Annotated in this window: 22 protein-coding genes and 2 pseudogenes; 6 read left to right on the top strand and 18 right to left on the bottom strand. The window is 67.8% G+C overall.

Features of this window, described 5'->3' with window-relative positions; translation table 11 throughout:
• The first annotated feature begins 27 nt into the window (after nucleotides 1-27).
• Genes fliM through ACWPN3_RS18275 form a run of 3 tightly spaced genes read left to right on the top strand, consistent with a single transcriptional unit; the run spans nucleotide 28 to nucleotide 2,761 of the window.
• Nucleotides 28-1,101, top strand: a complete 1,074-nt coding sequence (gene fliM, locus ACWPN3_RS18285) for a flagellar motor switch protein FliM (RefSeq protein ID WP_085089732.1) — start codon at nucleotides 28-30, stop codon at nucleotides 1,099-1,101.
• The gene (locus tag ACWPN3_RS18280; protein ID WP_109096864.1) at nucleotides 1,098-1,766 is read left to right on the top strand and encodes a DUF6468 domain-containing protein; all 669 of its coding nucleotides are present in this window, start codon (nucleotides 1,098-1,100) and stop codon (nucleotides 1,764-1,766) included. The genes fliM and ACWPN3_RS18280 overlap by 4 nt, the downstream gene beginning before the upstream one ends.
• Complete coding sequence (locus ACWPN3_RS18275; protein ID WP_492240729.1) at nucleotides 1,763-2,761, top strand: MotE family protein; 999 nt, start codon at nucleotides 1,763-1,765, stop codon at nucleotides 2,759-2,761. Before ACWPN3_RS18280 ends, ACWPN3_RS18275 begins: the two co-directional genes overlap by 4 nt.
• Before the next feature lie 56 nt (nucleotides 2,762-2,817).
• Here the strand turns inward: ACWPN3_RS18275 and parC are convergent, their stop codons facing one another.
• On the bottom strand, nucleotides 2,818-5,043 hold the full coding sequence (parC, locus tag ACWPN3_RS18270) for a DNA topoisomerase IV subunit A (RefSeq protein WP_492240728.1): 2,226 nt from the start codon (nucleotides 5,041-5,043) through the stop codon (nucleotides 2,818-2,820).
• 20 nt (nucleotides 5,044-5,063) lie between these two features.
• Entirely contained in the window at nucleotides 5,064-5,786 is a 723-nt protein-coding gene (gene recO, locus ACWPN3_RS18265; protein ID WP_492240727.1) for a DNA repair protein RecO, read from the bottom strand.
• A 193-nt stretch (nucleotides 5,787-5,979) separates the two neighbouring features.
• Between recO and ACWPN3_RS18260 the strand changes: the two genes are divergently transcribed.
• Together ACWPN3_RS18260 and ACWPN3_RS18255 are read left to right on the top strand one after the other, a co-directional pair.
• The gene (locus ACWPN3_RS18260) at nucleotides 5,980-8,520 is read left to right on the top strand and encodes a sensor domain-containing protein (RefSeq protein WP_492261655.1); all 2,541 of its coding nucleotides are present in this window, start codon (nucleotides 5,980-5,982) and stop codon (nucleotides 8,518-8,520) included.
• Between the two features lie 36 nt (nucleotides 8,521-8,556).
• The gene (locus ACWPN3_RS18255; protein WP_109096859.1) at nucleotides 8,557-8,940 is read left to right on the top strand and encodes a hypothetical protein; all 384 of its coding nucleotides are present in this window, start codon (nucleotides 8,557-8,559) and stop codon (nucleotides 8,938-8,940) included.
• Between the two features lie 39 nt (nucleotides 8,941-8,979).
• On the opposite strand, the gene ACWPN3_RS18250 is transcribed toward ACWPN3_RS18255, so the two are convergent.
• The 4 genes and pseudogenes from ACWPN3_RS18250 to ACWPN3_RS18235 all read right to left on the bottom strand — a co-directional run bounded on the left by ACWPN3_RS18250 (nucleotide 8,980) and on the right by ACWPN3_RS18235 (nucleotide 11,788).
• Nucleotides 8,980-9,111 carry a hypothetical protein gene (locus ACWPN3_RS18250; RefSeq protein WP_492261910.1) on the bottom strand — a complete coding sequence of 44 codons (132 nt, stop codon included), beginning with the start codon at nucleotides 9,109-9,111 and terminating at the stop codon, nucleotides 8,980-8,982.
• Between the two features lie 34 nt (nucleotides 9,112-9,145).
• A pseudogene (locus tag ACWPN3_RS18245) lies at nucleotides 9,146-9,763 on the bottom strand (SGNH/GDSL hydrolase family protein); the annotation flags it as partial.
• A 26-nt stretch (nucleotides 9,764-9,789) separates the two neighbouring features.
• Nucleotides 9,790-10,608, bottom strand: a complete 819-nt coding sequence (locus tag ACWPN3_RS18240; protein WP_146208019.1) for an SGNH/GDSL hydrolase family protein — start codon at nucleotides 10,606-10,608, stop codon at nucleotides 9,790-9,792.
• Between the two features lie 7 nt (nucleotides 10,609-10,615).
• Nucleotides 10,616-11,788, bottom strand: coding sequence for an OpgC family protein (locus ACWPN3_RS18235; protein WP_492240724.1), 1,173 nt, complete (start codon nucleotides 11,786-11,788; stop codon nucleotides 10,616-10,618).
• Between the two features lie 610 nt (nucleotides 11,789-12,398).
• Here ACWPN3_RS18235 and ACWPN3_RS18230 point away from each other — a divergent pair.
• Nucleotides 12,399-13,497: pseudogene (locus ACWPN3_RS18230) on the top strand (TRAP transporter substrate-binding protein).
• 45 nt (nucleotides 13,498-13,542) lie between these two features.
• Here the strand turns inward: ACWPN3_RS18230 and ACWPN3_RS18225 are convergent.
• The 12 genes from ACWPN3_RS18225 to abc-f all read right to left on the bottom strand — a co-directional run bounded on the left by ACWPN3_RS18225 (nucleotide 13,543) and on the right by abc-f (nucleotide 25,546).
• Entirely contained in the window at nucleotides 13,543-14,352 is an 810-nt protein-coding gene (locus ACWPN3_RS18225; protein WP_492240723.1) for an MBL fold metallo-hydrolase, read from the bottom strand.
• Nucleotides 14,349-15,143: a TatD family hydrolase gene (locus tag ACWPN3_RS18220; RefSeq protein WP_492240722.1), complete on the bottom strand. Its 795-nt coding sequence runs from the start codon at nucleotides 15,141-15,143 to the stop codon at nucleotides 14,349-14,351. The genes ACWPN3_RS18225 and ACWPN3_RS18220 overlap by 4 nt, the downstream gene beginning before the upstream one ends.
• Nucleotides 15,144-15,152: 9 nt before the next feature.
• Complete coding sequence (metG, locus tag ACWPN3_RS18215) at nucleotides 15,153-16,703, bottom strand: methionine--tRNA ligase (protein ID WP_492240721.1); 1,551 nt, start codon at nucleotides 16,701-16,703, stop codon at nucleotides 15,153-15,155.
• Between the two features lie 51 nt (nucleotides 16,704-16,754).
• Nucleotides 16,755-17,873, bottom strand: a complete 1,119-nt coding sequence (locus ACWPN3_RS18210) for a DNA polymerase III subunit delta' (protein ID WP_492240720.1) — start codon at nucleotides 17,871-17,873, stop codon at nucleotides 16,755-16,757.
• Nucleotides 17,870-18,553 (bottom strand): dTMP kinase, encoded by a 684-nt coding sequence (tmk, locus tag ACWPN3_RS18205; RefSeq protein ID WP_109452556.1) that lies wholly within the window; start codon nucleotides 18,551-18,553, stop codon nucleotides 17,870-17,872. Before tmk ends, ACWPN3_RS18210 begins: the two co-directional genes overlap by 4 nt.
• 11 nt (nucleotides 18,554-18,564) lie before the next feature.
• Nucleotides 18,565-19,767, bottom strand: a complete 1,203-nt coding sequence (locus tag ACWPN3_RS18200) for a D-alanyl-D-alanine carboxypeptidase family protein (protein WP_492261654.1) — start codon at nucleotides 19,765-19,767, stop codon at nucleotides 18,565-18,567.
• A gap of 86 nt (nucleotides 19,768-19,853) precedes the next feature.
• Complete coding sequence (locus ACWPN3_RS18195; RefSeq protein ID WP_109096851.1) at nucleotides 19,854-20,828, bottom strand: septal ring lytic transglycosylase RlpA family protein; 975 nt, start codon at nucleotides 20,826-20,828, stop codon at nucleotides 19,854-19,856.
• Nucleotides 20,829-20,982: 154 nt separating this feature from the next.
• Complete coding sequence (locus ACWPN3_RS18190) at nucleotides 20,983-21,789, bottom strand: YdcF family protein (RefSeq protein WP_492240717.1); 807 nt, start codon at nucleotides 21,787-21,789, stop codon at nucleotides 20,983-20,985.
• Between the two features lie 70 nt (nucleotides 21,790-21,859).
• Nucleotides 21,860-22,252 carry a VOC family protein gene (locus tag ACWPN3_RS18185; RefSeq protein WP_109096849.1) on the bottom strand — a complete coding sequence of 131 codons (393 nt, stop codon included), beginning with the start codon at nucleotides 22,250-22,252 and terminating at the stop codon, nucleotides 21,860-21,862.
• Nucleotides 22,253-22,294: 42 nt separating this feature from the next.
• Complete coding sequence (locus ACWPN3_RS18180; protein WP_492240715.1) at nucleotides 22,295-22,882, bottom strand: class I SAM-dependent methyltransferase; 588 nt, start codon at nucleotides 22,880-22,882, stop codon at nucleotides 22,295-22,297.
• 52 nt (nucleotides 22,883-22,934) lie between these two features.
• The gene (locus ACWPN3_RS18175) at nucleotides 22,935-23,654 is read right to left on the bottom strand and encodes an exopolysaccharide biosynthesis protein (RefSeq protein ID WP_247872889.1); all 720 of its coding nucleotides are present in this window, start codon (nucleotides 23,652-23,654) and stop codon (nucleotides 22,935-22,937) included.
• Complete coding sequence (gene abc-f, locus ACWPN3_RS18170; protein ID WP_109096847.1) at nucleotides 23,651-25,546, bottom strand: ribosomal protection-like ABC-F family protein; 1,896 nt, start codon at nucleotides 25,544-25,546, stop codon at nucleotides 23,651-23,653. The genes ACWPN3_RS18175 and abc-f overlap by 4 nt, the downstream gene beginning before the upstream one ends.
• Nucleotides 25,547-25,804 lie beyond the last annotated feature (258 nt).

The raw sequence follows: 25,804 nt of genomic DNA, 5'->3' as shown, positions 1-25,804 counted from the left end.
GGCCCGGTCAGGTGGGGATAGGGGCCGATGAGCGACACCGGTGAACTGAGCGAAGAAGAACGGCTTGCCGCCGAATGGGCCGCATTGGCCGAGGACAGCGGCGATGTCGGCGACATGGGCGGCGGCGGGTCGACCCGCGTCCTGAACCAGGACGAGATCGACAGCCTGCTGGGCTTCGACCAGGGTGGCGCCGGCGACGGCGACAACTCCGGCATCATGGCGCTGGTCAACTCGGCGCTGGTCAACTACGAACGCCTGCCCATGCTGGAGGTGGTCTTCGACCGCCTCGTCCGCATGATGTCCACCAGCCTCCGCAACTTCACCTCCGACAACGTCGAGGTCAGCCTCGACCAGATTTCCTCGGTGCGTTTCGGCGATTACCTGAACTCCATCCCGCTGCCGGCGATGCTGTCGGTGTTCAAGGCGGAGGAGTGGGACAATTATGGCCTGATGGTCGTCGACTCCGCGCTGATCTATTCCATCGTCGACGTGCTGCTCGGCGGCCGGCGCGGCACGGCGGCGATGCGCATCGAAGGCCGTCCCTACACCACCATCGAACGCAACCTCGTGGAACGCATGGTCCATGTGGTGCTGTCCGACCTGTCCGCCGCCTTCGATCCGCTGTCACCCGTCACCTTCCGCTTCGACCGGCTGGAAACCAACCCGCGCTTCGCCACCATCGCGCGTCCCGCCAACGCCGCCGTGCTGGTCAAGCTGCGCATCGACATGGAGGATCGCGGCGGCCGGCTGGAGCTGATGATCCCCTACGCGACGCTGGAGCCGGTGCGTGAGCTGCTGCTTCAGATGTTCATGGGCGAGAAGTTCGGCCGTGACTCGATCTGGGAAACCCACTTGGCTTCCGAGCTGATGGTGACGGACGTCGATCTGTCGGCCGTGCTGGACGAGGTGACGATGACGCTGCACGACGTGCTGAACTGGCGCGTCGGCACCCGCATCCTGCTGAACGCCACCCCCGACGGCGCGATAGAACTGCGCTGCGGCGACGTGTCGATGTTCCAGGGGCGGATGGGGCGCAAGGGCGGGCACATCGCCGTCCGCCTGGAAAAGGAACTGCCCAAGCAGGAGGTCATGAGGTTATGAGTCCGCTGGTCTCCATCATCATCGACGTCGTGATGGTCGGCCTGCTGGCCGCCACCATCGCCTATGCGATCATCCTGAACCGGCAGATCATCGCGCTGCGCGAGAGCCGCGGCGAGATGGCCGAACTGATCCAGGGCCTGAACGACGCGATGGGGCGGGCAGAGACCGGCGTGCGCACGCTGAAGAAGGCGGCGGGCGACACCGGCGAGGATCTCCAGCGCACGGTGATCAAGGCACAGGCCCTGCGTGATGAGCTGCAATTCATGATCGAGGCGGGCGACACGCTGGCCAACCGGCTGGGCGGCGTCGGCGAGCGTGACGGCGGTCGCGATGGCGGTCGCCGCGACAGCGGGCGTGATGGCGGCCGTTCCGTGGCGGTTGCCCCGGTTCTAGCCGCGCGCAGCCCGGCAAAGGCGCCGCTGGTGGCGCCGCGTCCTGCCCTGCGCAGCCTGCCGGTCGAGGATGACCACGACCATGACGACCACGCCCCGCCGCCGCCTCGGCTGGACGCGCCGCCGCGCCGGGCCGCCGCCCGCGCCGAACCGCCGGCCGAGGCACGCGAGCCCATCGCCCGTGACCCCATTACTCGTGACGGGGAGAGCCTGTCGCGGGCCGAACGCGAACTGCTTCAGGCTATCGAGAACGCCGGCAAGGGGCTTGGATGACCATGCGCACCAGTGACGGCAGGCCCGCTGCGGCGGGCGGCGAACCCAAGGTCGTGATCCGCCCGGCTGGCGCCGCCCCGACCGGCGTCCGCACCTCTCCCACGCTGGCCGCCCAACAGGCCCAGCAGGCGCAACTGCCGGCCGTCCGCTCTGCGGCGGGAAAGGTGCCGGCGAAGAAGGGCAAGGCGAAGGCCAAGGCGCGCAAGCCGGCGACGCCGCGGGTGCCTTTGACCCAGCGGCTGAGGGCGCGGATGCGCGGCGCCCGTTTCCGTCTGCTGCCGCTGACCATCTTCGTCGCGGTGCTGATGCTGGGCGTGCGGGTCGGCGATCTGTGGCGCCTCGCCACCCATGACGCCCGCCTGCCCGACTTCCCGGTCAGCCTTGCCCAGGGGCCGCAGGGCTCCACCCCGGCGACGCCGCCCATCCAGATGGCGGCTGGGCAGACGGCGGCCGGGCAGACTCCCGCCGCGACCACCAAGCCGGCCGGCAAGGACGCTCCCCCGGCTCCCGGCGGCTCCAGCGGTCCGGCCAACGCACCGGCGGCCAATGCGCCGCTGGCACCGCTCGGTCCTATCGACAATCAGGAACTGCTCCAGCATTTCGCCGAACGCCGCGCCGAGATCGAGCGCCGCACCAAGGAGATGGAGCAGCGTGAGGCCTTGCTGGCTGCTGCCGAGAAGCGGATCGACCAGAAGGTGGCGGAAATGGAGAAGACCCGTTCCGACATCCAGAAGCTGATGGCCCAGGGCGACGAGAAGCAGTCGGCCCAGCTGGAAAGCCTGGTGAAGATCTACGAGACGATGAAGCCGAAGGAAGCCGCCCGCATCTTCGAGGAACTCGACATGCCGGTGCTGCTGGGCGTCATCCAGAAGATGAAGGAACAGAAGACCGCGCCGATCCTGGCCGCCATGGATCCGGTGAAGGCCAAGGAGGTCACCTCGGCCCTGGTCGAACGCCGCGTGCCGCTGACGGCGACGGTCACGACGCCGAAGTAAAAACAAAGACGCCCTCTCCCGCGGTGGGAGAGGGCGCTTTTTTCCAGTTACAGCTCTTACAGGAACCGGTTGTTCTTGGGGAAGCCGTTCGGCGGCATCTTGCCCTGGCCGGCGCGGTCGCCCATCCAGCCGGTCAGGTCGCTGACGGTGAAGTTGCGCTCGCCGTTCTTCCAGCTCAGTCCCTCGGCCAGCGTGAAGGTCTTCACGTCGGCGACGCTGGCGTCCTTGTACTTCTGAAGCTGGACGCCCTTGCCGCGGGTCATCACCGGCACCTGCTCCAGCGGGAAGACCAGCATCTTCCTATTGTTGCCGATGATGGCGAGCGTATCGCCGCTCACCGGCTGGCAGATGCGGGCGGACTTGCCGTCCTCCAGGTTCAGCACCTGCTTGCCGGCGCGGGTCTGCGCCAGCACCTCAGCCTCCTCGACGCGGAAGCCGCGGCCATCCTCCGACACCACCAGCAGGGTGCGGCCGGGCTGGTGGCGGAACAGGTCGACGATGTCGACGTCGTTGCCGAGGTCGATCATCAGCCGGACCGGCTCGCCGAAGCCGCGGCCGCGCGGCAGCTTGTCGACGCCGATGGTGAAGAACTTGCCGTTGCTGGCGAAGACCAGAAGCTTGTCAGTCGTCTCGCACCGCTCGATGAAGCCGCGCGCGTCGCCGTCCTTGTACTTCACATCCTCCGCCTCGGCGTCGGTCAGGTGGCCGCGCACCGTGCGGATCCAGCCCTTGGCCGAGCAAATCACGGTCACCGGCTCGCGTTCCACCAGCGCGTCCAGCGGCACCTCGATCACCGTCGGCGCGTCGGCCACGTCGGTGCGCCGCTTGCCGAGCGCGCCGGCGCCGAACTTCTTCTTGATCTCGGCCACGCCCTCGGCGATCCGCTTCCAGCGCAGGGTCTCGTCGCCCAGCAGCTCCAGCAGGCCATTCTTCTCGGTGGTCAGCGCCTCGTGCTCGCGCCGGATCTCCATCTCCTCCAGCTTGCGCAGGTTGCGCAGGCGCATGTTGAGGATGGCGTCGGCCTGCACGTCGGTCAGGGTGAAGGCGCGGATCAGCTCCTGCTTCGGCTCGTCCTCCTCGCGGATGATGCGGATGACCTCGTCGAGGTTCAGGTACGCGGCGAGATAGCCGCCGAGAACCTCGAGGCGATGGTCGATCTGCTTCAGCCGGTGGTTGGAGCGGCGGACCAGCACCTCGTGCCGGTGGTCGAGGAAGGCCTGGAGCACCTCGCGCAGGTTCATCACCCGCGGCACATGGTCGGCGCCCAGCACATTCATGTTCATCGAGAAGCGGATTTCCAGGTCGGTGGCCTGGAACAGCGAGGCCATCAGCACCTCGGGATCCACGTTGCGGGTCTTTGGCACCAGGACGAGACGCACGTCCTCCGCCGATTCGTCGCGCACGTCGTCCAGCAGGATCAGCTTCTTGGCCAGCAGCAGCTCGGCGATCTTCTCGACCAGCCGCGCCTTCTGCACCTGATAGGGCATTTCGGTGACGACGATCTGCCAGGTGCCCTGGGCGAGCTTCTCCACCTCCCAGCGGGCGCGCAGGCGGAAGGCACCGCGGCCGGTGCGGTAGGCCTCGATCACATTCTGCGGCGACTCGACCAGTACGCCGCCGGTGGGGAAATCCGGGCCGGGCATGAAGCCGACCAGCGTCTCGATGCTGGCGTCGCGGTGCTTGATCAGGTGGCGCAGCGCGTCGCAGATCTCGCCGACATTGTGCGGCGGGATGTTGGTGGCCATGCCGACGGCGATGCCGCTCGACCCGTTGGCCAGAAGGTTGGGGAAGTTGGCGGGCAGCACCGCCGGCTCGTCGCCGTCGCCGTCATAGGTCGGGCGGAAATCGACGGCGTCCTCGTCGATGCCCTCCAGCAGCGCCTTGGCGACCTCGGTCAGGCGGGCTTCGGTGTATCGCATCGCCGCGGCGTTATCGCCGTCGATGTTGCCGAAATTGCCCTGGCCGTCGACCAGCGGGTAGCGGACGGAGAAGTCCTGCGCCAGCCGCACCAGCGCGTCGTAGACGGAGGTGTCGCCGTGCGGATGGAACTTGCCGATCACGTCGCCGACGACGCGGGCCGATTTCTTGGGCGGCGTCGTCGGTTCCAGCCGGAGCTGGCTCATAGCGAACAGCAGGCGTCTGTGCACCGGCTTCAGCCCGTCGCGCACGTCGGGCAGCGAGCGGGACATGATGGTGGACAGCGCGTAGCTGAGATACCGCTCGCCGAGCGCGTCGGCCAGCGGCTTTTCCAGGATTTCGGAGGCGGGATTTTGCGGCTTCATGATGATGGGGTCTAGCAGTTTCAGGCCGAACGCGCTACCGCGTTCGCGTAACGTTCTCTTAAGCGTTCACGCGCGGGCGGCAGCGGCCCGTTCAGCACGTGGCGTTCCAGGAAATGAGCGGTCAGGCGCAGCCCGTCGGCCACAGCCGCCGGCCCGCCGCCGCCGCGCCCGGCCAGGAAATCGGGCAGGGGAAGCAGACGGTCGCGGTAGGGCTCTCCCACCGATGCGGTCACGGCGCGGCCGGTGCGCGGACTGACATAGGCGAGATAGTCGTTGGCCCCCGACACCGCACAGCGGTCGAGGTCGAGGCCGAATCCAAGCTCGGCCAGCAGTCCGATCTCCCACCGTACATAGGTCTCCGCCCAGGCCGGCCCGTCCAGCAGGCCGAACAGGGCGAGCAGCCCGTCGAACAGGGCAGGGTGCGCCTCCCGCTCCGGCAGCGCCGCCTCCACCAGCGCGCAGGCGCTGATCAGGGCGGCCAGCGCCTGGGCATCGTCGAAGAAATTGGCGGCATAGCCCTTCACCGACTCCAGCGTGAAATGGCCGAGATGCTCAGGCAGCCGGCCGCGCCAGCGGGCATGGACCAGCGTTCCCGGTTCCAGCGTGCCGCGCTGGCGCACCGAGCGTCCGCCCATAACCATCCCGGCATGGCGGCCGTGTTCGCGCGTCAGCAAAGTCGCGACGGCGGACCCTTCCCCCTGGGGACGGGAGGACAGAACGATTCCCTGATCGGACCAATCCATCGGTGCCGGTTTCGGAAGAAGTGGCGAGCTATCCTAATATAGGAAAAAATTTCGCGGAAGGAACCCTCGGCAACCGCGATAACGGCGTGCTTGGAGCATTTATGGTTTCTTCACCAAAAAGCCCATACCATCGGACCCTCAACGGTGGGAGGCCCCACCAATCGCTGACCGCCGACGGGTCCGACGAGGGGTCTTGAACACCAACATCGACCGATATCTGCTGGCGGAAAAGGCCGGAACCGAAGGCGTCTGGGATTGGGACCTGCGCAGCGACACGCTGTACCTCTCCCCCCGCTTCAAGGATTTCCTCGGGCTGCCGCAGGGCGATCCCAGCCGCGAGTCCAACCGGCCGAACGACTGGCTTTCGCTGGTCCATCCGGAGGACGTCGACTGGCTGCATGCCTCGTTCGAGGCGCAGATGGTCGGGCTGTCCGTCCCCTTCCAGATCGAACACCGCGTCCGCCGCGCCGATGCGTCCGCTGCGGCAAAGCCGCATTGGCGCTGGCTGGTCTGCCGCGGCATGGCGGTGATGGACGATTCGGGCGAGCCGATCCGGCTGGTCGGGTCGGTCGCCGACATCACCGACCGCAAGCATGCCGAACAGGAGCTGCGCCGCAGCGAGGAACGCTACGCGCTCGCCGCCGCGGCCAGCAATGACGGGCTCTATGACTGGGATCTGGTCACCGACCGCGTCTATTACTCGCCGCGATGGGCCTCGCTTCTCGGGCTCTCGCCGGCGGATCTGACCGACGAGCCGCAGGAGTGGCTGGGCCGCATCCTGGCGGCCGACCGCGCCATCCTGACCGATGCGATGGCCTCCCTCGGCCGGGCAGGGCCAGAATCGGAAAGCGAGGCGGAAGCGGCCTTCCAAGTCGAATACCGCATGCGCAACGCCGCCGGGGCGATCCGCTGGATGGCCTGCCGCGGCATCGCCGTTCTGGACGCCGCGGGCAAGCCGATCCGCCTCGTCGGCAGCCAGGCCGACGTGACCGACCGCAAGACCGCCGAGCAGCGCCTGCGCCAGAGCGAGGAGCGCTACGCCCTCGCCGCGGCAGGGGCCGCCGACGGGCTGTGGGACTGGCACATCGACAGCGGCGAGGTCTACTACTCGCCGCGCTGGAAGGCGATGCTCGGCTTCGAGGAGGCGGAGATCGCCGGCTCCGTCGACGAATGGTTCAGCCGGGTCATGCCGGGCGACCTCGACGGGCTGCGCACCGCGATCGGCCTGCACCTGGTCGGCGAGCGCCCGCACCTGCAGCAGGAGTTCCGCATCCGCGGCAAGGGTGGCCAGGAGATGTGGATGCTGGTGCGCGGGCTGGCCGTCCGCAATGACAAAGGCTTTGCCGTCCGCATGGCCGGCTCGATGACCGACATCACGGCGCGCAAGAAGGCCGAACAGCAAATCCTGTTCAACGCCGTCCACGACAGCATGACCGGCCTGCCGAACCGCACGCTTCTGCTGGACCGCATCGGGCAGGCGCTCGACCGCAACCGCCGTGCCGGCTCCCGTCCCTTCGCCACGATCATCATCGACCTCGACCGTTTCAAGGCGATCAACGACGCGCTCGGCACCAGCGCCGGCGACCGCATGCTGCGCATCGTCGCCGAGCGGCTGGACGTCAGCCGCCGCGTCGGCGATACGCTGGCCCGCCTGTCCGCCGACGAGTTCGCCGTGCTGGTGGACGAGATGGACGATGCCGGTGACGCGCTGGAGGCGGCGGAGCGGATGGCCCGCGCCATCTCCCGCCCGGTGACGCTGGCCGAGGGGCATGACGTGGTGCTGACCGCCTCCATCGGCGTGGCCCTGAGCCAGACCGGCTACGAGCGGGCGGAGGACATGCTGCGCGACGCCAGCCTCGCCATGTACCGCGCCAAGAGCGGCGGGCGGGCGCGCATCGACGTGTTCGACGCCAACCTGCGCCGGCAGGCGATGGCCGCGATGCGCATGGAGGCCGACCTGCGCGCCGCGCTGGAACAGGGGCAGCTCTGCCTGCATTACCAGCCCATCGTCCTGCTGGAGAGTGGTGCCATCGCCGGTTTCGAGGCGCTGATGCGCTGGAACCATCCAGACCGCGGCCTGGTGTCTCCGCTGGAGTTCATCCCGCTGGCCGAGGAGACCGGGCTGATCGCGCCGATGGGCCGCTGGGCGCTGGGAGAGGCGGTGCGGCAGCTGGCGGCGTGGCAGGCGCGCTTTCCCAGGCCCGTGCCGCTGTTCATGAGCGTCAACGTCTCAACCCGCCAGTTCCGTGACGACGACATCGTCGGCGCCGTTCGCGATCTGCTGGACGCGGTGGCGATCCCGCCCTCCAGCCTGAAGCTGGAGCTGACCGAGAGCCTGCTGGTCCAGGATCCGGACGAATGCCGGATGCTGATGCAGAGCCTGCGCGACATGGACGTTCGGCTGTCGATTGACGATTTCGGCACCGGCTATTCGTCGCTGGCCTATCTGCACAAGCTGCCGGTGGATGTGCTGAAGATCGACCGCAGCTTCGTCCGCGCGGTGTCGACGGGGGAGGGCAACGCCGCCATCGTCCAGGTCATTGCCGGCCTTGCCACCATTTTGCGGCTGGATTGCGTGGCGGAAGGGGTGGAAACGGCGGACGAAGCGGTGTATTTGCGCGGTCTGTGCCAATACGCCCAAGGCTACCACTTCGCCCGTCCCGCCCTGCCGGACTCGGTGGAGCGGCTTCTGGCCGCCGAGGATGAGCACGTCGCCCTGCCAGCACCGGCGTAGAGCCGCTGCGAGCCGTCGTTATTTGGAGTTTGCCTGATGTCCGACCGCACCTGCGGTGAATGCACCCTGTGCTGCAAGCTGATGGGCGTGCCCGAGCTGAAGAAGCCCTCCGCCAAGTGGTGCGCGTCCTGCGACCAGGGCAAGGGCTGTTCGATCTACGAGGAGCGGCCGCAATCCTGCCGGAACTTCCAGTGCTTCTGGCTGATGGACGAGAATTTCCCCGACGAGTTCCGCCCCGACCGCATCCATGCGCTGGCCGCCTTCAACGACGTGAAGGATAGCTGCGTCCTGCATGTCGACCCTGCAAAGCCGCGCGCCATGGGCAGCCCCGAGGTGCAGGCGCTGACCGATGCGCTGCTGAAGGTCTACTCGAAGGTGTTTTTCCTCTGCGGCAAGGAAAGCGCGATGATGCAGCGCTGAAGGGGGAGCGCTGCAGGGCGGAGGTCCGCCCCGCTTCGGTTACCGCTGAAGCCCGCTGTTGTGGACGCTCACCGCGTCCTCGATCCCGACCGCCAGCATGCGGGCGACGCAGTCGTATCCGGCGTCGTTCCCATGGACGCCGTCCGGCCCGATCAGATCGGCCATGGTCATCCCGCGAAGTCTCCACCAGAGACTTCATCACATCGAAGCGGTGGAAGAGCCCGACGCGGTTGTCGCTGGCGATCCCGGCGATGCGGGTCAGCATCGGGGCGACGCCGGTCTTTTCCAGCATCTTCGGGGAATATTGCAGGTCCATCAGCACCACCTCGACCCCGGCGGCGCGCAGTTGCGCCACCCCCTGGCGGACCGACTGCTCGCTCAAGGACTGGTCGCCGTCGCGCAGCACCGTGTTCGCCCCCACCTGCCAGATCACCAGATCGGGCTTGGCGCCCAGCGCGTCGGCCTCGATCCGCTTTTCGGTCTGGTCGTCGGTCTCACCGTTGATGCCGCGGTTCAGCACCACGATGTCGGCGTTGCGGAACCGCTCGCTCAGGTAATGGTCGAGCCGGGCCGGATAGGCCATGTCCGGCGCACTCGCCCCTGCCCCGGCGGTGGAGGAGGAGCCGATGGCGACGATGCGGATCGGCGCTCCCGTCGCGATGCGCTGCGACAGCTGCGTCAGCGGGATCGTCAGGGCGGACTCGCTCCGCGGAAGCTGGCAGTTGGCGGGGGCCGCGGACTCAGCCGCCTGGGCCGGACCGGGGACGGCCAGGTTGGCGGCGGCCAAGCTGGTGGCGGTCAGAGTGGCGATCAGCGACAGCATGCGGACGGCGGACGGCAGGACAGACCTCAATTGCTCGCTCCGGTGCGCCGGCCGATCGACAGAGGGTCGATCATCGTCGCGACGCTTTGTGCCAGCAATTGTCCGATGCATTGGTGAACGAATTCATAAGAACGCCGTTTCGCCTCGTCCGATTCGTCGGCGAAATCGACCCGGCCGTCCTCCACCCAATGCCGCATGATGTCGTAGCGGGGAAAGTGGAAAACGTCGGAACTCTGGGACAGCCAGGACATGTAGGATACGTAGGGTGTGAAATCGATCAGCTGCGCGGTGTGCATGCTGTATTGCATGTCCATGATGACGATGTCGGCACCGCGGCGCTGGACCTCGGCGATGCCTGACTGGAGCGCAGTGCCGAAACTCTCCAGATCCAGGCTGCGCATGGCGTCGACCGTGCCGGTCTGCCAGACGACCAGCGCCGGCCTCTGGTTCTCCACCGCCTGGGTCAGTGGGGCGACCATCGCCGGGGCCGCCTCGCCGGGCAGGCTCAGCACGGCGGTGCTGACCTCGCGGCCGGGCAGGCGGCGCTTCAATTCGCCTTCAAGCCGGGCGGGATAGCCGGGGATGCCGGGCTTGGGCGGGGATTTCGCGGAATGGACGACCAGGACCGACAAAGGCCGGCCGGCGGCAAGCTGCGCCGAGACCCGCGGCAGCACGCCGCCGGGAGCGAGGATTGACTCCGGCACGGCACAGGCGGGATCGACGGACGGTGCGGCGGATTGGCCAGCCAGAGTGCGATCGGGCGAAACGAACAGCGCTGCCGCCAGCAGGATCGCCGTGACGGTCAGCAATCGCCGTCCCCGCCCTTGCCCCTGCCTTCTCGCCATGCACCCCTCATGTGCCCATCTTCGTCGTGGCGGCAACCCGGTGGCGCCGCGCCCGCTCCGCCGACTGGTACCAGTTCAGGAAGCGCGCCATCAGCACCATCATGGCGATGCCCAGCACCGTAACAAGGAACTGGGCGGAAAGCGAGCCGCTGACATGGACCAGCACCGTCTGGCCGGCGAAGGACAACAGCACGCCCAGGCAGAACACATGCAGCGACTGCTTCCCGCAGGCGAGCACCGGGGCGGCCAGCGATCCCCGCAGCCAGGACGCCCCAGCCGGCACGAGCCACAGCACCAGATAGGCCAGCGCGAAGAAATGCAGCAGGCGCAGCGGATCGAGGTCGGTCTTGCTGATGGGATAGAGGATCTCGGTCAGCCACACCGGGATCAGCGCATGCAGCGGGGCGAATTTCCAGGACAGCGTCAGGAACAGGCCGGCCAGCAGGACCGCACCGGCGGCGACCGCCACCGGACGGCGGAAGCGGGTCAGCACCGTCCGAAGATCCGGTTGGAACTGCAGCGACGCGCCCAGCACGAACAGGAACTGCCAGGTGAAGGGGTTGAAGTACCAAACGCCGCCGTCCGGGTAGGTCGGCAGGTTCCACCCCCATTGCCGCGCTGCCAGATAGAGCGCCGCCGATCCCGCCAGCACCCCCAGCGGCCGGCGGCGCAGCGCCGGCAGGAGAAGCGCCATCGCCAGCAGAAGCACGATGTAGAGCGGCAGCACATCCAAGTTCGCCGGCCGGAATTTCAGCAGGATGGCCTGGGTCAGGGCGGTGACCGGGTCCTGGAAATAGCCAGCGATGCCCATCTCCTCCGCGAAAAGCGGGCTGTCGAAGGCGCGGGCGGTGTAGGCGATCTGCGCGGTGTAGGCGAAGAACAGGATGATGTAGGTGGCGTACAGCGTCCAGCAGCGGTGCAGCACCTGTGCCGCCGCCATCGGCATTCCCTGCCGGTCCAGCGTGCGGCCATAGACCAGGGCGGCGGTGTAGCCGGAGATGAAGACGAAGATCTCCGTGGCGTCGCTCAGCCCGAAATTCCGCGGCGTCGCCCACGAGATCTGGTTGGCCGGAATGTGGTTCACGAAGATGAACCACAGGGCCAGACCGCGGAAGAAGTCCAGCCGGAGGTCGCGTGCCGCCGTCTCGTTCCCGCTCTGCGCCGCAGTTCCTTCCCTCATGGCCGCGCCTTTCATGGCCGTTCTACCCGCAAGTGTCTGCTCCGCCCTCATCAACAATTCAGCCGGGCCCGGTTCCCGGGGCGCGCCTTGCAAAAGATGGGGGTGCGGCCGCCGGAGTCGAGACATTAAGTGCCGAGCGGGTCGGGAATGGGATAGCGCCATTGTCGGGGCCGATGGTTGAATGGAACCCGCGGCTTCGCGCCGCAGCCTTAAACCTCTGAAATACAGACCTCAATTCCCGTTCGCACTTGATCCGGACCGTTTGCTTCCTGCATAATCCGGACAGCAAAAGAAAGCTGGGGCGGATCGGCCGGAAGGCCGGCGGCAAACCCGGATGGACGGGAGGAAACGCACACCAACGACGGGAAGCCGCGGGACTGGACGGGGGCGCTTTGCGCCGGGGTCCGCCGGTTCCGCGGTTCCCCGCGGTGCGCTGTCCGGGCTGGTCGAGCGTGCATCCCACTCATTCCCGCTTTCCCCGCTCACCCGGTTTCGTCCTGTCCCGTGAGGGACCGGGCCTTGACGGGTGCGGCCCGGCCGCCCCCAGCGCGGGGTGTCCGCCGGTCCGGCGACAAGAACACATAACGAGAATGGACAAGGGAGCTTCCGGATGAAACGTCGTGCATTTCTGACCTCCGCCGGTGTGGGCGTCGCCGCCAGCACGCTTGCCGCCCCCGCCATCGCCCAGTCCGCGCCCGAGATCAAGTGGCGCTGCGCCTCCAGCTTCCCCAAGAGCCTCGACACCATCTATGGCGGTGCTGAGTTCGTGGCGAAGCGCGTGGCCGAGCTGACGGACGGCAAGTTCCAGATCCGCGTCTTCGCGGCTGGCGAAATCGTTCCGGCGCTCCAGGTTCTGGACGCGGTGAAGGACAACACCATCGAGTGCGGCCACACCGTTTCCTACTATTATGTCGGCAAGGATCCGACCTTCGCCTTCGATGCGGCGATGCCGTTCGGCCTGAACGCCCGCCAGCAGAACGCCTGGATGACCCATGGCGGCGGCAAGGAGCTGATGGCGGAGTTCTTCGCCGGCCACAATCTCGTCTCCATCGGCGCCGGCAACACCGGGACCCAGATGGGCGGCTGGTTCCGCAAGGAAATCAAGACGGTCGAGGATCTGAAGGGCCTGAAGTTCCGCATCGGCGGCTATGCCGGCACCATCATGGCCAAGCTCGGCGTCGTGCCGCAGCAGATCGGCGGCGGCGACATCTATCCGGCGCTGGAAAAGGGCACTATCGACGGCGCCGAGTTCGTCGGCCCCTATGACGACGAGAAGCTCGGCTTCCAGAAGGTCGCCAAATACTACTACTATCCCGGCTGGTGGGAAGGCGGCCCGCAGGTCTCCATGCTGTTCGGCAAGGAGAAGTTCGAAATCGCTGCCGCCCACCTACAAGGCGGCTCTGCAGGCGGCCTGCGCCGACGCGACGCTGGACATGCTGGGCAAGTACGACGTCCAGAACATGACCGCGCTGAAGCGCCTGGTCGCCAGCGGCACCCAGCTGCGTCCCTTCCCGAACGAGGTGATGCAGGCCTGCTATCAGGCCGCCATCGAGGTGTACGAGGACGAAGCGGCGAAGAACGAGAAGTTCCGCAAGATCTACGACGCGTGGAAGAAGTTCCGCGAGGAAGAGTATCTGTGGTTCCGCGTCGCCGAATACAGCTTCGACCGCTTCGTCTATGCGGCCCCGCCGCTTGAGAAGAAGAAGTAAGCATCGCTGGGAGGGGGTGAATTTCCGCCCCCTCCCGTGCGAGACCTAGACCTCGATCACCAGCCCATCATATGCCGGCTCGACCCCCTCCGGCAGAATCCGCCGCAGGCTGTCATAGTCCATCGTGTTGTCCATGTGGGTCAGATAGGCCCGCCGCGGCTGCACTCGCTCGATCCACTCCAGCGTCAGCGCCAGATGCGCGTGCACCGGATGCGGCGGCTCGATCCGCCCGCAATCGACCATCCAGGTGTCCACGCCGGCCAGCGCGTCAAAGGCCCGGTCGTCCAGCCGCACCACGTCGGTCGAATAGGCGAAGCTGCCGAACCGGTAGCCGACCGTCCGCATATAGCCGTGGTCCTGCTCGAACGGCGTGATCTCCATCCCTCTGACGCTGAACGGCCCGTCGATCCGGTGACTGTTCAACACCGGCCGGTAGAAGGGATAGCCCTCCGGCAGAGGATCGAAGCAGTAGGGGAAGCGGACCTCGATGTCGCGCAGATGCTCGTCCCAGCCATAGGCGTCGATCGGCGCATGCATGTTGCGGCAAATCTCGCGCAGCTCGTCGATGCCGTGGCAATGGTCGGCATGCTGGTGCGTCCACAGCACGGCGTCCAGCCGCGCACAGCCGCTGTCGAGCAACTGCTGCCGCAGGTCGGGGGAGGTATCGACCAACACCGAAACGCCGTCCCGCTCGACCAGAACCGACGGGCGCATGCGCCGGTTCTTCGGATTGGCGGGGTCGCAACGGCCCCACTGGCCGCCGGGCACACCGGCGATCACCGGCACGCCGCGCGATCCGCCGCAGCCAAGGACGGTTACGCGCGCAGCACCGGGTGATGCGCCGGCTTCGCTCATGCAGCGGCCGTGTGCTGGGCGGCCTTGGCGAACAGGCGGAAGAAGTTGTCGGTGGTGACGCGGGCCAGTTCCTCCGCCGACACGCCCTTCACCTCCGCCACGCAGGCCGCGGTGTGGGCGACATAGGCCGGCTCGTTGCGCTTGCCGCGGAAGGGGATCGGCGCCAGATAGGGCGCGTCCGTCTCCACCAGGATGCGGTCGAGCGGCACGTCCTTCACGATGGCGCGCAGTTCTTCCGACTTCTTGAAGGTGACGATCCCCGACAGCGACAGGGTGAAGCCGTACTCCACCGCCTCCTCCGCCAGCGCCCGGCCGGAGCTGAAGCAGTGCAGCAGCCCCTTCACCGGCTGGCCGGCCGCTTCCTCCTTGACGATGCGCATGGTGTCGTCGTCGGCGTCGCGGGTGTGGATGATCAGCGGCAGGCCGGTCTCCAGGCTGGCGCGGATGTGCCGGCGGAAACACTCCTGCTGCTGGTCGCGCGGGCTCTTGTCGTAGAAATAGTCGAGCCCGGTTTCGCCCAGCCCGATCACCTTGGGATGGCGCGACAGCTCGACCAACTTGTCGACGGTGGTGATGGCGAACTCTTCCGCCGCCTGGTGGGGATGGACCCCCACCGTGCAGAGGATGTCGTCATAGCGTTCCGCCACCGCCAGGATGCGGTCGAAGCGGCTGATGTAGGTGCAGATGGTGACCATCCGCCCGATGCCGGCCTGCCGGGCGCGGTCGACGACCGCGTCCAGCTCTTCGGCGAAATCGGGAAAGTCGAGATGGCAATGGCTGTCGACAAGCATCAGGGGAACTCAGGCCTTCGGTTCTTCGACGTAACGCGGGAAGACGCCCTGCGGCGTCGGCAACGGCGTGCCGGCTGCCAGCGCCCCCGACGGACCCAGCGTGCCGAAGCCGCGCGCATCCGGACCCAGCGCCAGCAGGTCGAGGATCTTGGCGGAGGCGTCGGGCATCACCGGCTGGGTCAGGATCGCCAGATGGCGGATCGTCTCGGCCAGCACATAGAGCACGGTCGCCATGCGCGCCGGGTCGGTCTTCTTCAACGCCCACGGGGCCTGTTCGTCGACATAGCGGTTGGCGTCGCCGACCACGGCCCAGATGGCGTCGAGCGCCTTGTGGAAGGCCTGCGCCCTGATTTCCGCCCGGACGATGTCGAGCATGCCATAAGCGGCACCGAGCAGGACGTTGTCGGCCTCGGTGAACGCACCCGGCGTCGGCACGGCGGCGGCGCAGTTCTTGCCGATCATCGACAGGACGCGCTGCACCAGATTGCCGTAATCGTTGGCGAGGTTGCCGTTGATCCGGTTGACCATCTGCTTGTGCGAGAAGTCGCCGTCATTGCCGAACGGCACTTCGCGCAGCAGGAAATAGCGGGTCTGGTCGAGGCCATAGGTGTTGACCAGCGAGTCCGGGGCGATGACGTTGCCCAAGGACTTCGACATCTTCTGGCCTTCGATGGTCCACCAGCCATGGGCGAACACGCGGCGGGGCGGCTGCAGGCCGGCGGCCATCAGGAAGGCCGGCCAGTAGACGGCGTGGAAGCGCAGGATGTCCTTGCCGACCATGTGCAGGTCGGCCGGCCAGTATTTGGCATAGTCGCCGGTGGTGTCGGGATAGCCGACGGCGGTGATGTAGTTCGCCAGCGCGTCGAGCCAGACATACATGATGTGGGCGTCGTCGCCCGGCACCGGGATGCCCCACTTGAAGGTGGTGCGGCTGACCGACAGGTCCTTCAGGCCGGACTTGACGAAGGACATCACCTCGTTGCGCTTGCCGGCCGGCGCGATGAAATCCGGGTTCTGCTCGTAGAACTCGAGCAGCCGGTCCTGCCAAGCCGAGAGCTTGAAGAAGTAGGACGGCTCCTCGACCCATTCGCACTCGGCGCCGGTCGGGGCGATCTTCTTGCCCTCGGCATTGGTGGTCAGCTCGTCTTCGCCGTAGAAGGCCTCGTCGCGGACCGAATACCAGCCGGCGTAGGAGCCGAGATAAATCTCGCCGCGATCCTTCAGAACCGTCCACAGTGCCTGCACCGACTTGACGTGGCGCGGCTCGGTGGTGCGGATGAAGTCGTCGTTGGAATAGTTCATCAGCGAGACGAGATCGCGGAAGTTCTGCGACACCCGGTCGGTGAACTCCTGCGGCGCTATGCCGGCCTTCTCCGCCGACTTCTCCACCTTCTGGCCGTGCTCGTCGGTGCCGGTCAGAAACTTCACGTCATAGCCGTCGAGGCGCATGAACCGGGCAAGGACGTCGCAGGCAAGCGTCGTGTAGGCGTGGCCGATGTGCGGCACGTCGTTCACGTAATAGATCGGCGTCGTCAGGTAGAAGGTCTTCGGCCCGGCCATTTGCGGCACTTTCTTTCAAGTCAGGGTCAACCGGCAGGTTCTGAAATAACGCTAGGCGGCTGCCGCTTCCAGCGCCGACAGGGCGTTCAGGACCACCTGCTTGCGGTCCAGGTTTGCGGATTCCGCGCGCGCGAAAAGACGCTGAACCTTTTCCCACACCTCCACCCAACGTTCAAGACCGCGGGCGTTCGCCAATCGGGTCATCAGGGCGGCTTCGCCCGGCACCACTTCCGCCGGCCAGGAGCCGCGGGCGAGCGAGCGGGCGAAGCGGGCCAGCCACCAGACCAGCAGCTCGGTCGCCGTCTCGAACATCCCGTCATCCTGTTTGCGGGTCAGCTTGTCGCCGAAGGCGTGCGCCGCGACGATGTCGATGCGCGGCAGGTCCGACAGCAGCCCGATCATCTCGCGGTAGAGCGCAAGGCCACCGGCATCGGCAAGGTCGATGGCGCGGCCGACGCTGCCCTCCGACAGGCGGGCCAGCGCCGGGCGGTCGTCGGCGGCGATGTCGGGCCGGTGCTGGCCCAGCAGGTCGATCACCGTGTCTTCGGCCAGCGGCTTCAGCGTCAGCTTGCGGCAGCGCGAGCGGATGGTCGGCAGCATGCCGCCGGGATTGTCGCTGACCAGCAGCAGCAGGGCGCCGGGCGGCGGCTCCTCCAGGATCTTCAGGATCGCGTTCAGGCCGCTGAGATTCATGCGGTCGGCGCCGTCGATCACCGCGACGCGCCAGCCGCCTTCCGCCGAGGTGCGGCGCAGGAAGGGGCCGATCTTACGCACGTCGTCGACGGCGATGTCACGCTTCAGCCGGCCCTTTTTCTCGTCGCGCTGGCGTTCGATGGTCAGCATGTCGGCATGGCCGCCCGACGCCACCCGGCGGAACACCGGATGGTCGAGACCGATGTGAAGCGAGGTGACCGGGGCGCTTCCGCCGAAGAGGCTGTCGCCGGGCGGATCCTGGGCCAGGACGAAGCGGGCGAAGCGGAAGGCCAGCGTCGCCTTGCCGATGCCCGGCGTGCCGCCGATCAGCCAGGCGTGCGGCAGCCGGCCGGAGTTCCACGCCTCAAGCAGCAGCCGCTCCGCCTCCTCATGCCCGACGAGATCCGGGTTGCGCCGCGGGGCGAGCGCCTCTTCCGCGGCAGGGCCTGCCGGAGCCGGGGTGCGCGCCTTGCTCACGACGCCAGCCCTTGGGCCAGTCCCAGGCGGGTGGCGACGGTGTCCCGGATGCGTGCCTGCACGGTATCGAGGTCGGCATCGGCATCGATCACCGCACAGCGCTCCGGTTCCCGCCGCGCGATGTCGAGGAAGCCGTCACGCAGCCGCTGGTGGAAGCCGACGTCCATCCGCTCATAGCGGTCCTCGCCGCCATGGCGCGCCACGGCACGGCGGAGGCCGGTCTCCACCTTGATGTCGAGGATCAGCGTCAGGTCGGGACGGAAGCCGCCGAGCGCCGCCGTCTGCAAGGTCTCGATCAGATCGCGCCCCAGCCCCAGCCCATAGCCCTGATAGGCCATGGTGCTGTCGAAGAAGCGGTCGCACAGCACCCAATGCCCGGCCTCCAGCGCCGGCCACACCGTGCGCTCCAGATGGTCGCGGCGGGCGGCGGTGTGCAACAGCGCCTCGGTGGTGGCACTCCAGCGGCCGGTCTCGCCGGTCACCAGCAGCCCGCGGATCTCCTCCGCACCCGGCGATCCGCCCGGCTCGCGCGTCGGCACCAGCTCGACGCCGCGGACGCGGAGGGAGTCCCGCAAGGTCTCGGCCAGCCGGCGTAGCTGCGTCGACTTGCCGGCCCCTTCGCCGCCTTCCAGCGTGATGAAGCGGCCGCGCTTGGCGGAGGGGGCCGGAGCGGTCGGCATCGTCGTCACGGTCACAGGCTGTTGCCGAACACGAGATACTTGGCGGCGGCGAAGGCGCGGCCGAAGATGCCGGCCTTCGGCACATCCTGGGCGGCCACCACCGGCACCTCCTTGCCCGGGAAGCCGGGGGCGGAGATCACCAGCTTGCCCACCGTGTCGCCCTTCTTGATCGGCGCGGCGACCGGGGCGTTGCTGACCAGCGACACCTTCATGCCGGGGCGGTCGGCGCGGGCCATGGTGACGCTCAGGTTCTGCGGCACGGCGACCGGCACCATGTCCTGCTCGCCCAGCCAGACCGGCACCTGCTCGATGGTCTCGCCGCCCTTGTAGAGGGTGTAGGAGGCGAATTCGCGGAAGCCCCACTCGATCAGCCGGGCCAATTCGTCGGCGCGCGCCTGCATGCTGGGCAGGCCGTTGACCACCAGCAGCAGCCGGCGCCCCTCGCGTTCGCCCGACGCCGTCAGGCCGTAGCCGCCTGCATCGGTGTGGCCGGTCTTCAGCCCGTCGACGTTCATGTTGCGGTAGAGCAGCGGGTTGCGGTTGCCCTGGGTGATGCCGTGATACCTGAACTCCCGGATCGAATCGTACTTGTAGAATTCGGGGAAGTCCTTGATCAGCCGTTCGGCCAGGATCGCAAGATCGCGGGCGGTCATGTAGTGGTTGGGGTCGGGCCAGCCGGTGGCATTGGCGAAGTTGCTGCTCTTCAGCCCCAGCTCCTTCGCGCGCTTGGTCGCCTGTTCGGCGAAGGACTGCTCCGACCCGGCCAGCCCCTCGGCCAGCACGATGCAGGCGTCGTTGCCGGACTGGACGATCATGCCCTTCAGAAGGTCGTCGACCTTGATGTTGTTGTGAAGCTCCACGAACATCTTGGAGCCCTGCATCCGCCAGGCCCGCTCGCTGACCGGCAGGGTGCTCTCCAGCGTCAGGCGGCCGCCCTTGATCGCCTCGAACACCATGTAGGCGGTCATGATCTTGCTCATCGACGAGGGCGCCATGCGTTCGTCGGCGTTCTTCTCGAACAGCACGGTATCAGAGGTCAGATCGACCAGGATCGCCTGCTTGGCGATGGTGTCGAGGGTCGCGGCCTGGACCGGGACCGCGGTGAAGCCGGCGCCAATCGTGGCCCCGGCCATCGCTATTCCGGCCGCCATTCCGATCGAGGCAGCAACGGAACGGCCGAAAACGGCACACAGGGGGACGACAACAGCGTTCATGGCAACAATCCTCCAAGGGCACTCGGTACAGGCATAGGGTCGCTGGCGCTCATAGGGAACGCCGGGGGTGAAGTCGGGTGGCCGGATCAATCCACCACGATTTTGGCCTCCGTAAGGCCGGCCTGGATGATCTGGTTCAACAGGGTATCCGCCCTGTCGACGCTGTCCAGCGGTCCGACGCGGACACGGTGCAGGGTCAGGCCGGCTGTCCGCGTCTGGCTGACGCTGGCGCGCTGGCCGATGGAGGACAGGCGGGCGCGGGCCTTCGCCACATTCTCCTCGCTGCCGAAGGCGCCGACCTGCACATAGATCGCCTCATGCGCCTTCACCGGCAATTGAGCCACCACCGGGGCCGGCACGAAGCGGCCCTCGGCCATGCTGCCGGCGACGGTGGCCGGCGGCGGAACGGGAGCGCCGACCACCGGCGCACGGGGAGTGCCGGCGGAGGGGGAGAGGGAGGCGGCCAGCGCCGTGGACTGTCCGCTCACCTCGATCCGGCCGCGCGGAGCGGCCTTCGGCGGCGGGCCGTCGACCTCGGCCAGCAGCGGGGCGGGCGTGCCCTGGCGCGCGGCGGCGGCGATTGCCCGGCTTTCCTCCGCCAGGATCTGCACGCGCACCTTGGCGGTGCCGGGACCGTCGAAGCCCAGCAACTGGGCGCCGCGCCGCGACATGTCGATGATGCGGCCGTTGGCGTAAGGGCCGCGGTCGTTGACCCGCACCACGATGGACCGGCCGTTGTCGAGGTTGGTGACGCGCACCAGGCTCGGCATCGGCAGCGTCTTGTGAGCGGCGGTCAATTCGTTCTGGTCGTAGATCTCGCCGTTGGCGGTGTTCTTCTCATGGAAGCCGGGGCCGTACCACGAGGCGATGCCGGTCTCGTCGTAGCTGAAATCTTCCTTGGGATAATACCAGACGCCGTTGATCTGATAAGGCTTTCCCACCTTGTAGATGCCGCTGGTCGGAAGGCCCGGGCCGGTGCCGGCGGGCTTCTGCGCGCAGGCGGCGAGCGCTGTCACGCCGACCAGCACGACGACCCTGCTCACCCCGCGCCAGCGACGCATCCGCCAATTTCCTTCTTTCCCCAACCCGGCCCGACCGCCAGGGCGGCGGCACTCTAGCGGAGTGGCACCGCCGCGCCAATGGCTCGAACGCGGCGGCGGTACGATGACACAGCCCGGACTCCGGCCCGACTTGCGCCGGGCGGGTGCCGAACCGTCAGGGGCCGGGGAACAGGCTGTCGGTGCGGCCCATCAGCCAATAGGCGGTCAGCCCGATCCATTCCCGCACCGCGTCGTCGAGGATCACCAGATTCTGTCCGAACTCGAAGCGCAGCCAGGGTGTGGCGTCATGCTTGGTGCGGTAATCGACGGGGTAGGGGATCACCTCCCACCCGACGGCGCGGAAGATGCCGACCGACCGCGGCATGTGCATGGCCGACGTGACGAGGATCCAGCGTTCGCCCGGCGCCGGCTTGACCATCTCCTTGCTGAAGACCGCATTCTCCCAGGTATTGCGGGACTGATCCTCGTAGAGCACGCGGTCGGCGGGGATGCCGGCCTGGAGCAGGGCGGCGCGGGCGGTGACGTCCTCCTTCAGGTCCGGCGCCAGCAGCCGGCCCGATCCGCCGGTGAAGACTGCCTTGGCCTCCGGATGGCGGCGAACGAGGTCGGCGAAGCCCAGGATCCGCTCGGCCGCGTCGTTCAGCGACGGGTCGCTGCGGTCGGCGGTGATCGGCGGATTGAGGGCGCCGCCCAGCATGACGATGCCGTCGACCCGCCCCTCCGGCTCCGCCCGCGGGAAGCGGTTCTCCAGCGGCAGGGCGACCAGCGCACCGAGACCGGTGTACATCACCAGCAGAAGCAGCACCGCCGCCAGCGTGACCAGCCGTCGTCCGGCGCGCTGCCAGCGCCGCGTCCGCAGCATCAGCGCGCCCAGCGCCACCGCCAGCACCAGGGCATTGCCGGGCGCGAAGACGCCCCACAGCAGCTTCGACAGGATGAAGGACATCGCCGGCAGGCTCATGATGGTGGACGGGAGGGCGGACCATAAGCGCGGCGGCCGGGGCGGGGCAACCGCGCCGGCCCCGCTGCCGTCAGCCGCCGACCGGCGTGCACAGCTCCACCAACGTGCCGTCGGGGCAGCGGAGGAAGGACACCGTCTGGCCCCACGGCATGGCTTTCGGCGGCGCCAGTTCGGTGGCGCCGGCGGCCAGCGCCGTGGCGTGCGCCGCCTCCACGTCGCCGGTGACCAGCGCGATCTCGACGCCCAGCGGCTTCTCGCTGGCGCTGGCGAACACATAGCCGGCCGGGTGGTGCGACAGCGCCAGTTCCTGGCTGGCGAAGGACAGGGTGGTGGAGCCGGTGTCCAGCTCACCGTAATCCCCCGTCTCGGCAAGGAAGCGCCGGCTCAGGCCGAAGGCCTTCTCGAAGAAGGCCAGCGACGCCGCGACGTCGGGAACATAGAGGATCGTGTAGCCGAACTTCATGGAGGCTCTCGCTGGTTGTGGGTTGCCGGGCGGAGGACCCTATCACTCTCCGGCGCGGCGGTATCCCCATACCGATGCCGGCGGCAGATTTTGCAAAGTGAAGCCCAGCCGCTCCCCGGTCAGCCCCAGCGCCTTGCGGTTCAGCGGCGAGTGCGGCATGAAGCTGTAGAGCAGGAAGCGCCCGCCCGGCCGCAGGATGCGGAAGGTGGCATCCAGCACCTCGCGCTGGAACTCCAGCGGGAAGGTGATCATCGGAATGCCGATCACCACCGTGCCGATCTTGCCGCACAGCGCCTCGCCCAGCAGTTCCGGCGCCTTGCGGCAATCGTCGGCGATGACGGTGACGGCGGGGCAGCGGACGCGCAGATGGCGGGCGAGGTCGGGGTCGATCTCGAAGCTGTAGAGCCTGTCGGGCGGGATGCCGGCCTCCAGCATCGCTGCGGTGATCGGGCCGGTACCGCCGCCGAACTCAACCACCGCTTCGTCCGGCTCGCGCCGGATCTCGCGGATGATTCGGCGGCGCAGGGCCTGGGAGGAGGGGGCGACCGACCCCATTGCCCAGGGATCGGCCAGCCAGCGGCGGAAGAACAGCCAGGATTCGGAAAGCGTGGCGGGTGCCGTTTCGGTCATGGGGCCTCCCTGGATCGGGACGGCCTGCACCCATGGTTCCGATGCAGCCGTCCTAATGCAGAGTTGCTGCCAGAAGTTGGTGACCTGCGTATGACAGGCTGCTCGCCACCAGGGTCAAAAATACCAGCGCCGCGGCGGTCAGCCCGAGCCCGATGCCGATGGCGCCGCCGTCGCGCTCGATCAGCCCCAGCGAGATCAGCACCAGCGCGAAGCCCGGCAGCCAGCCGGTCAGCGGCAGCGGCACGATGCAGGTCAGCGTCAGGATGAACAGCAGAAGCCCGAACCAGCGCTCCTGGTCGATGCGGGCGAGGCGGTGCAGCCGCGGTTTCAGCATCCGCTCGATCCACACCAGCCGCGGCATGGCGGCGTCCAGCGTCCGCGCCGCCAGCCTGGTGCCGATGGAGCGGCGCAGCAGCCAGTCCGGCAGCCCGGCCCCGCGCCGGCCGAAGGCCATCTGCGCGGTGTAGAGCACGATGGGCAGGTCGAACAGGCAGGAGACGCCGAGCGGCACCGGGGCGATGGTGGGCAGCGACAGCGCCAGCAGGATGGTGCCGAGCGAGCGGTCGCCCAGCGCCCGGATCAGGTCGCCCAGCGTGACCCGTCCCGCCGGCAGATTGGCACGGAAGCGGGCCAGCACGTCCGACGTGCGCTCCTCCTCCTCCCCATCGCAGACGGTGGGCAGGGCAATCGTGCCGTCACGCTCCATCCCGGACCGCTCCATTTCCGCCTGGGCGTTGCCGTCGGAGTTGTCGATGTGCCTGTGGGCGTTCAAACGCCGGCCTCCGCCGCGGCGCTCTCGTAGAGTTCGAGCGCCTCCAGCCAGGTCTCCTCGGCGGTCGCCAGCTTCTTCTCCACCGTGCCAAGCTCGATCTGCAGCTTGGTCAGCTTGTCGGACGGGCCGGTGTAGAGCGCCGGGTCGGACATCTTCGCCTCGATCTTGCGCTTCTCCTCGGCAAGCTTGGTCACCAGCGCCTCGGCGTCGGTCGCCTTGCGCTTCAGCGGGGCGAGAGCAGTCCGCGCCTCGGCGGCGGCGCGGCGCTGGTCCTTCTTGTTCGGCCCGGTGTCGCGATCCGTGCCCGCCTTGGCAACAGCCCGCTCCGCCTTGGCACGGTCGAGCAGATAGCGGCGGTAGTCGTCCAGATCGCCGTCATAGGCCTGCACGGTGCCGTCGGCGACCAGCAGCAGCCGGTCCACCGTCATCTCGATCAGATGGGGATCGTGGCTGATGACGATGACGGCACCGGGGAAATCGTTGATCGCCTCGATCAGGGCTTCGCGGCTGTCGATGTCCAGATGGTTGGTCGGTTCGTCCAGCATCAGGATGTGCGGGACTTCCCGGCTCATCAGCGCCAGCAGAAGCCGCGCCTTCTCGCCGCCGGACAGGCTGGCGATCTTGGTCTCCGCCTTCACCTGGGGGAAGCCGAAGCGGCCGAGATGGGCACGCACCTTTTCCTCCAGCGCCAGCGGCATGATGCGCTGGGTCTGCTGGATCGGCGTCAGCGACAGGTCCAGCTCCTCGGCCTGATGCTGGGCGAAATAGCCGATGCGCAGCTTGGACGGCCGCCGCATCTCGCCGGCCATCGGCTGGAGCCGGTTGGCCAGCAGCTTGACCAGCGTCGACTTGCCGTTGCCGTTGGCACCCAGCAGGCCGATGCGATCCTCCATGTCGATGCGCAGGTTGACCCGCCGCAGGATCACCTTCTCGCCATAGCCGATGCTGACCCCTTCCAGCGCGATCAGCGGCGGCGCCAGCTCGTCCGGGGCGGGGAAGTTGAAGACGACCTCGGGATCGTCCTCCATCAGCGTGATCGACTGCATCTTCTCCAGCAGCTTCAGGCGGCTTTGCGCCTGACGGGCCTTGCTGGCCTTGAAGCGGAAGCGGTCGACATAGGCCATCATGTGCTTGCGCCGCGCATCCTGCTTGGCCGCCATCGAGGCCAGCCGTTCCTGGTTGGCGCGGCGCTGCGCCAGGAACTGGTCGTAGTTTCCGCTGTAGGTGACGAGCTTGCCCTGGTCGATGTGGATCGTCGTGTTCGGCACCGCGTTCAGCAGCTCGCGGTCGTGGCTGACCAGCAGGATGGTGTGCGGGTAGTTCTTCAGATAGCCCTCGAGCCAGATGGTCGCTTCGAGGTCGAGGTGGTTGGTCGGCTCGTCCAGCAGCAGCAGGTCGGGGCGGGAGAACAGCACGCCGGCCAGCGCCACGCGCATGCGCCAGCCGCCGGAGAAGTCGGAGCAGGGCCGTTGCTGCGCCTCGGCGTCGAAGCCCAGGCCGGACAGCACCTGCGCGGCGCGCGACGGGGCGGAATGCGCCTCGATGTCGGCGAGTCGGGCGTGGATTTCGCCGATGCGCATCGGGTCGGTCGCCGTCTCGGCTTCCGCCAGCAGGGCGGTGCGTTCGGTGTCGGCCGCCAGCACGGCGTCGATCAGGGTGGTCGGCCCGCTGGGGGCCTCCTGCGCCACCATGCCCATCCGCATGCCGGCCGGCAGGGTGATGGCGCCGGCATCCGTTTGCAGCTGTCCCGAGATCAGCTTCAGCAGGGTCGATTTCCCGGTGCCGTTGCGTCCCACCAGCGCCACGCGGTGTCCCTTGGACACCACCGCCGTCGCATGGTCGAACAACACTCGGCCGCCGAAGCGGAAGGTCAGGTCATTGATGTGCAGCATAGCGCGCGAGGATGTAGCACGAGGGGCCGCCGATTTGAAGCGGGGCAGGGCGAATGGCGCGCGAATGGCACGGCTTTGTCCCGCGCAGGGCGGCGCGTTCCGACCTGCTTCGGCCTGGTGCCGGCCATCCGGTTTGTTTGAACACGACCAATTCAAGGAACGGAATCGCCACCGGCTCTTTTTTAATTGAACGTTCAATCAATAAAAATCACGCTGCATCGGGCAATCGAATTGCTGCGATCCACTGCACCTTCGGGA

Source organism: Azospirillum sp. UENF 111221, from assembly GCF_058780625.1.
Note: the sequence above shows the minus strand (reverse complement) of the source record. Positions and strands in the feature narration are given on the sequence as shown.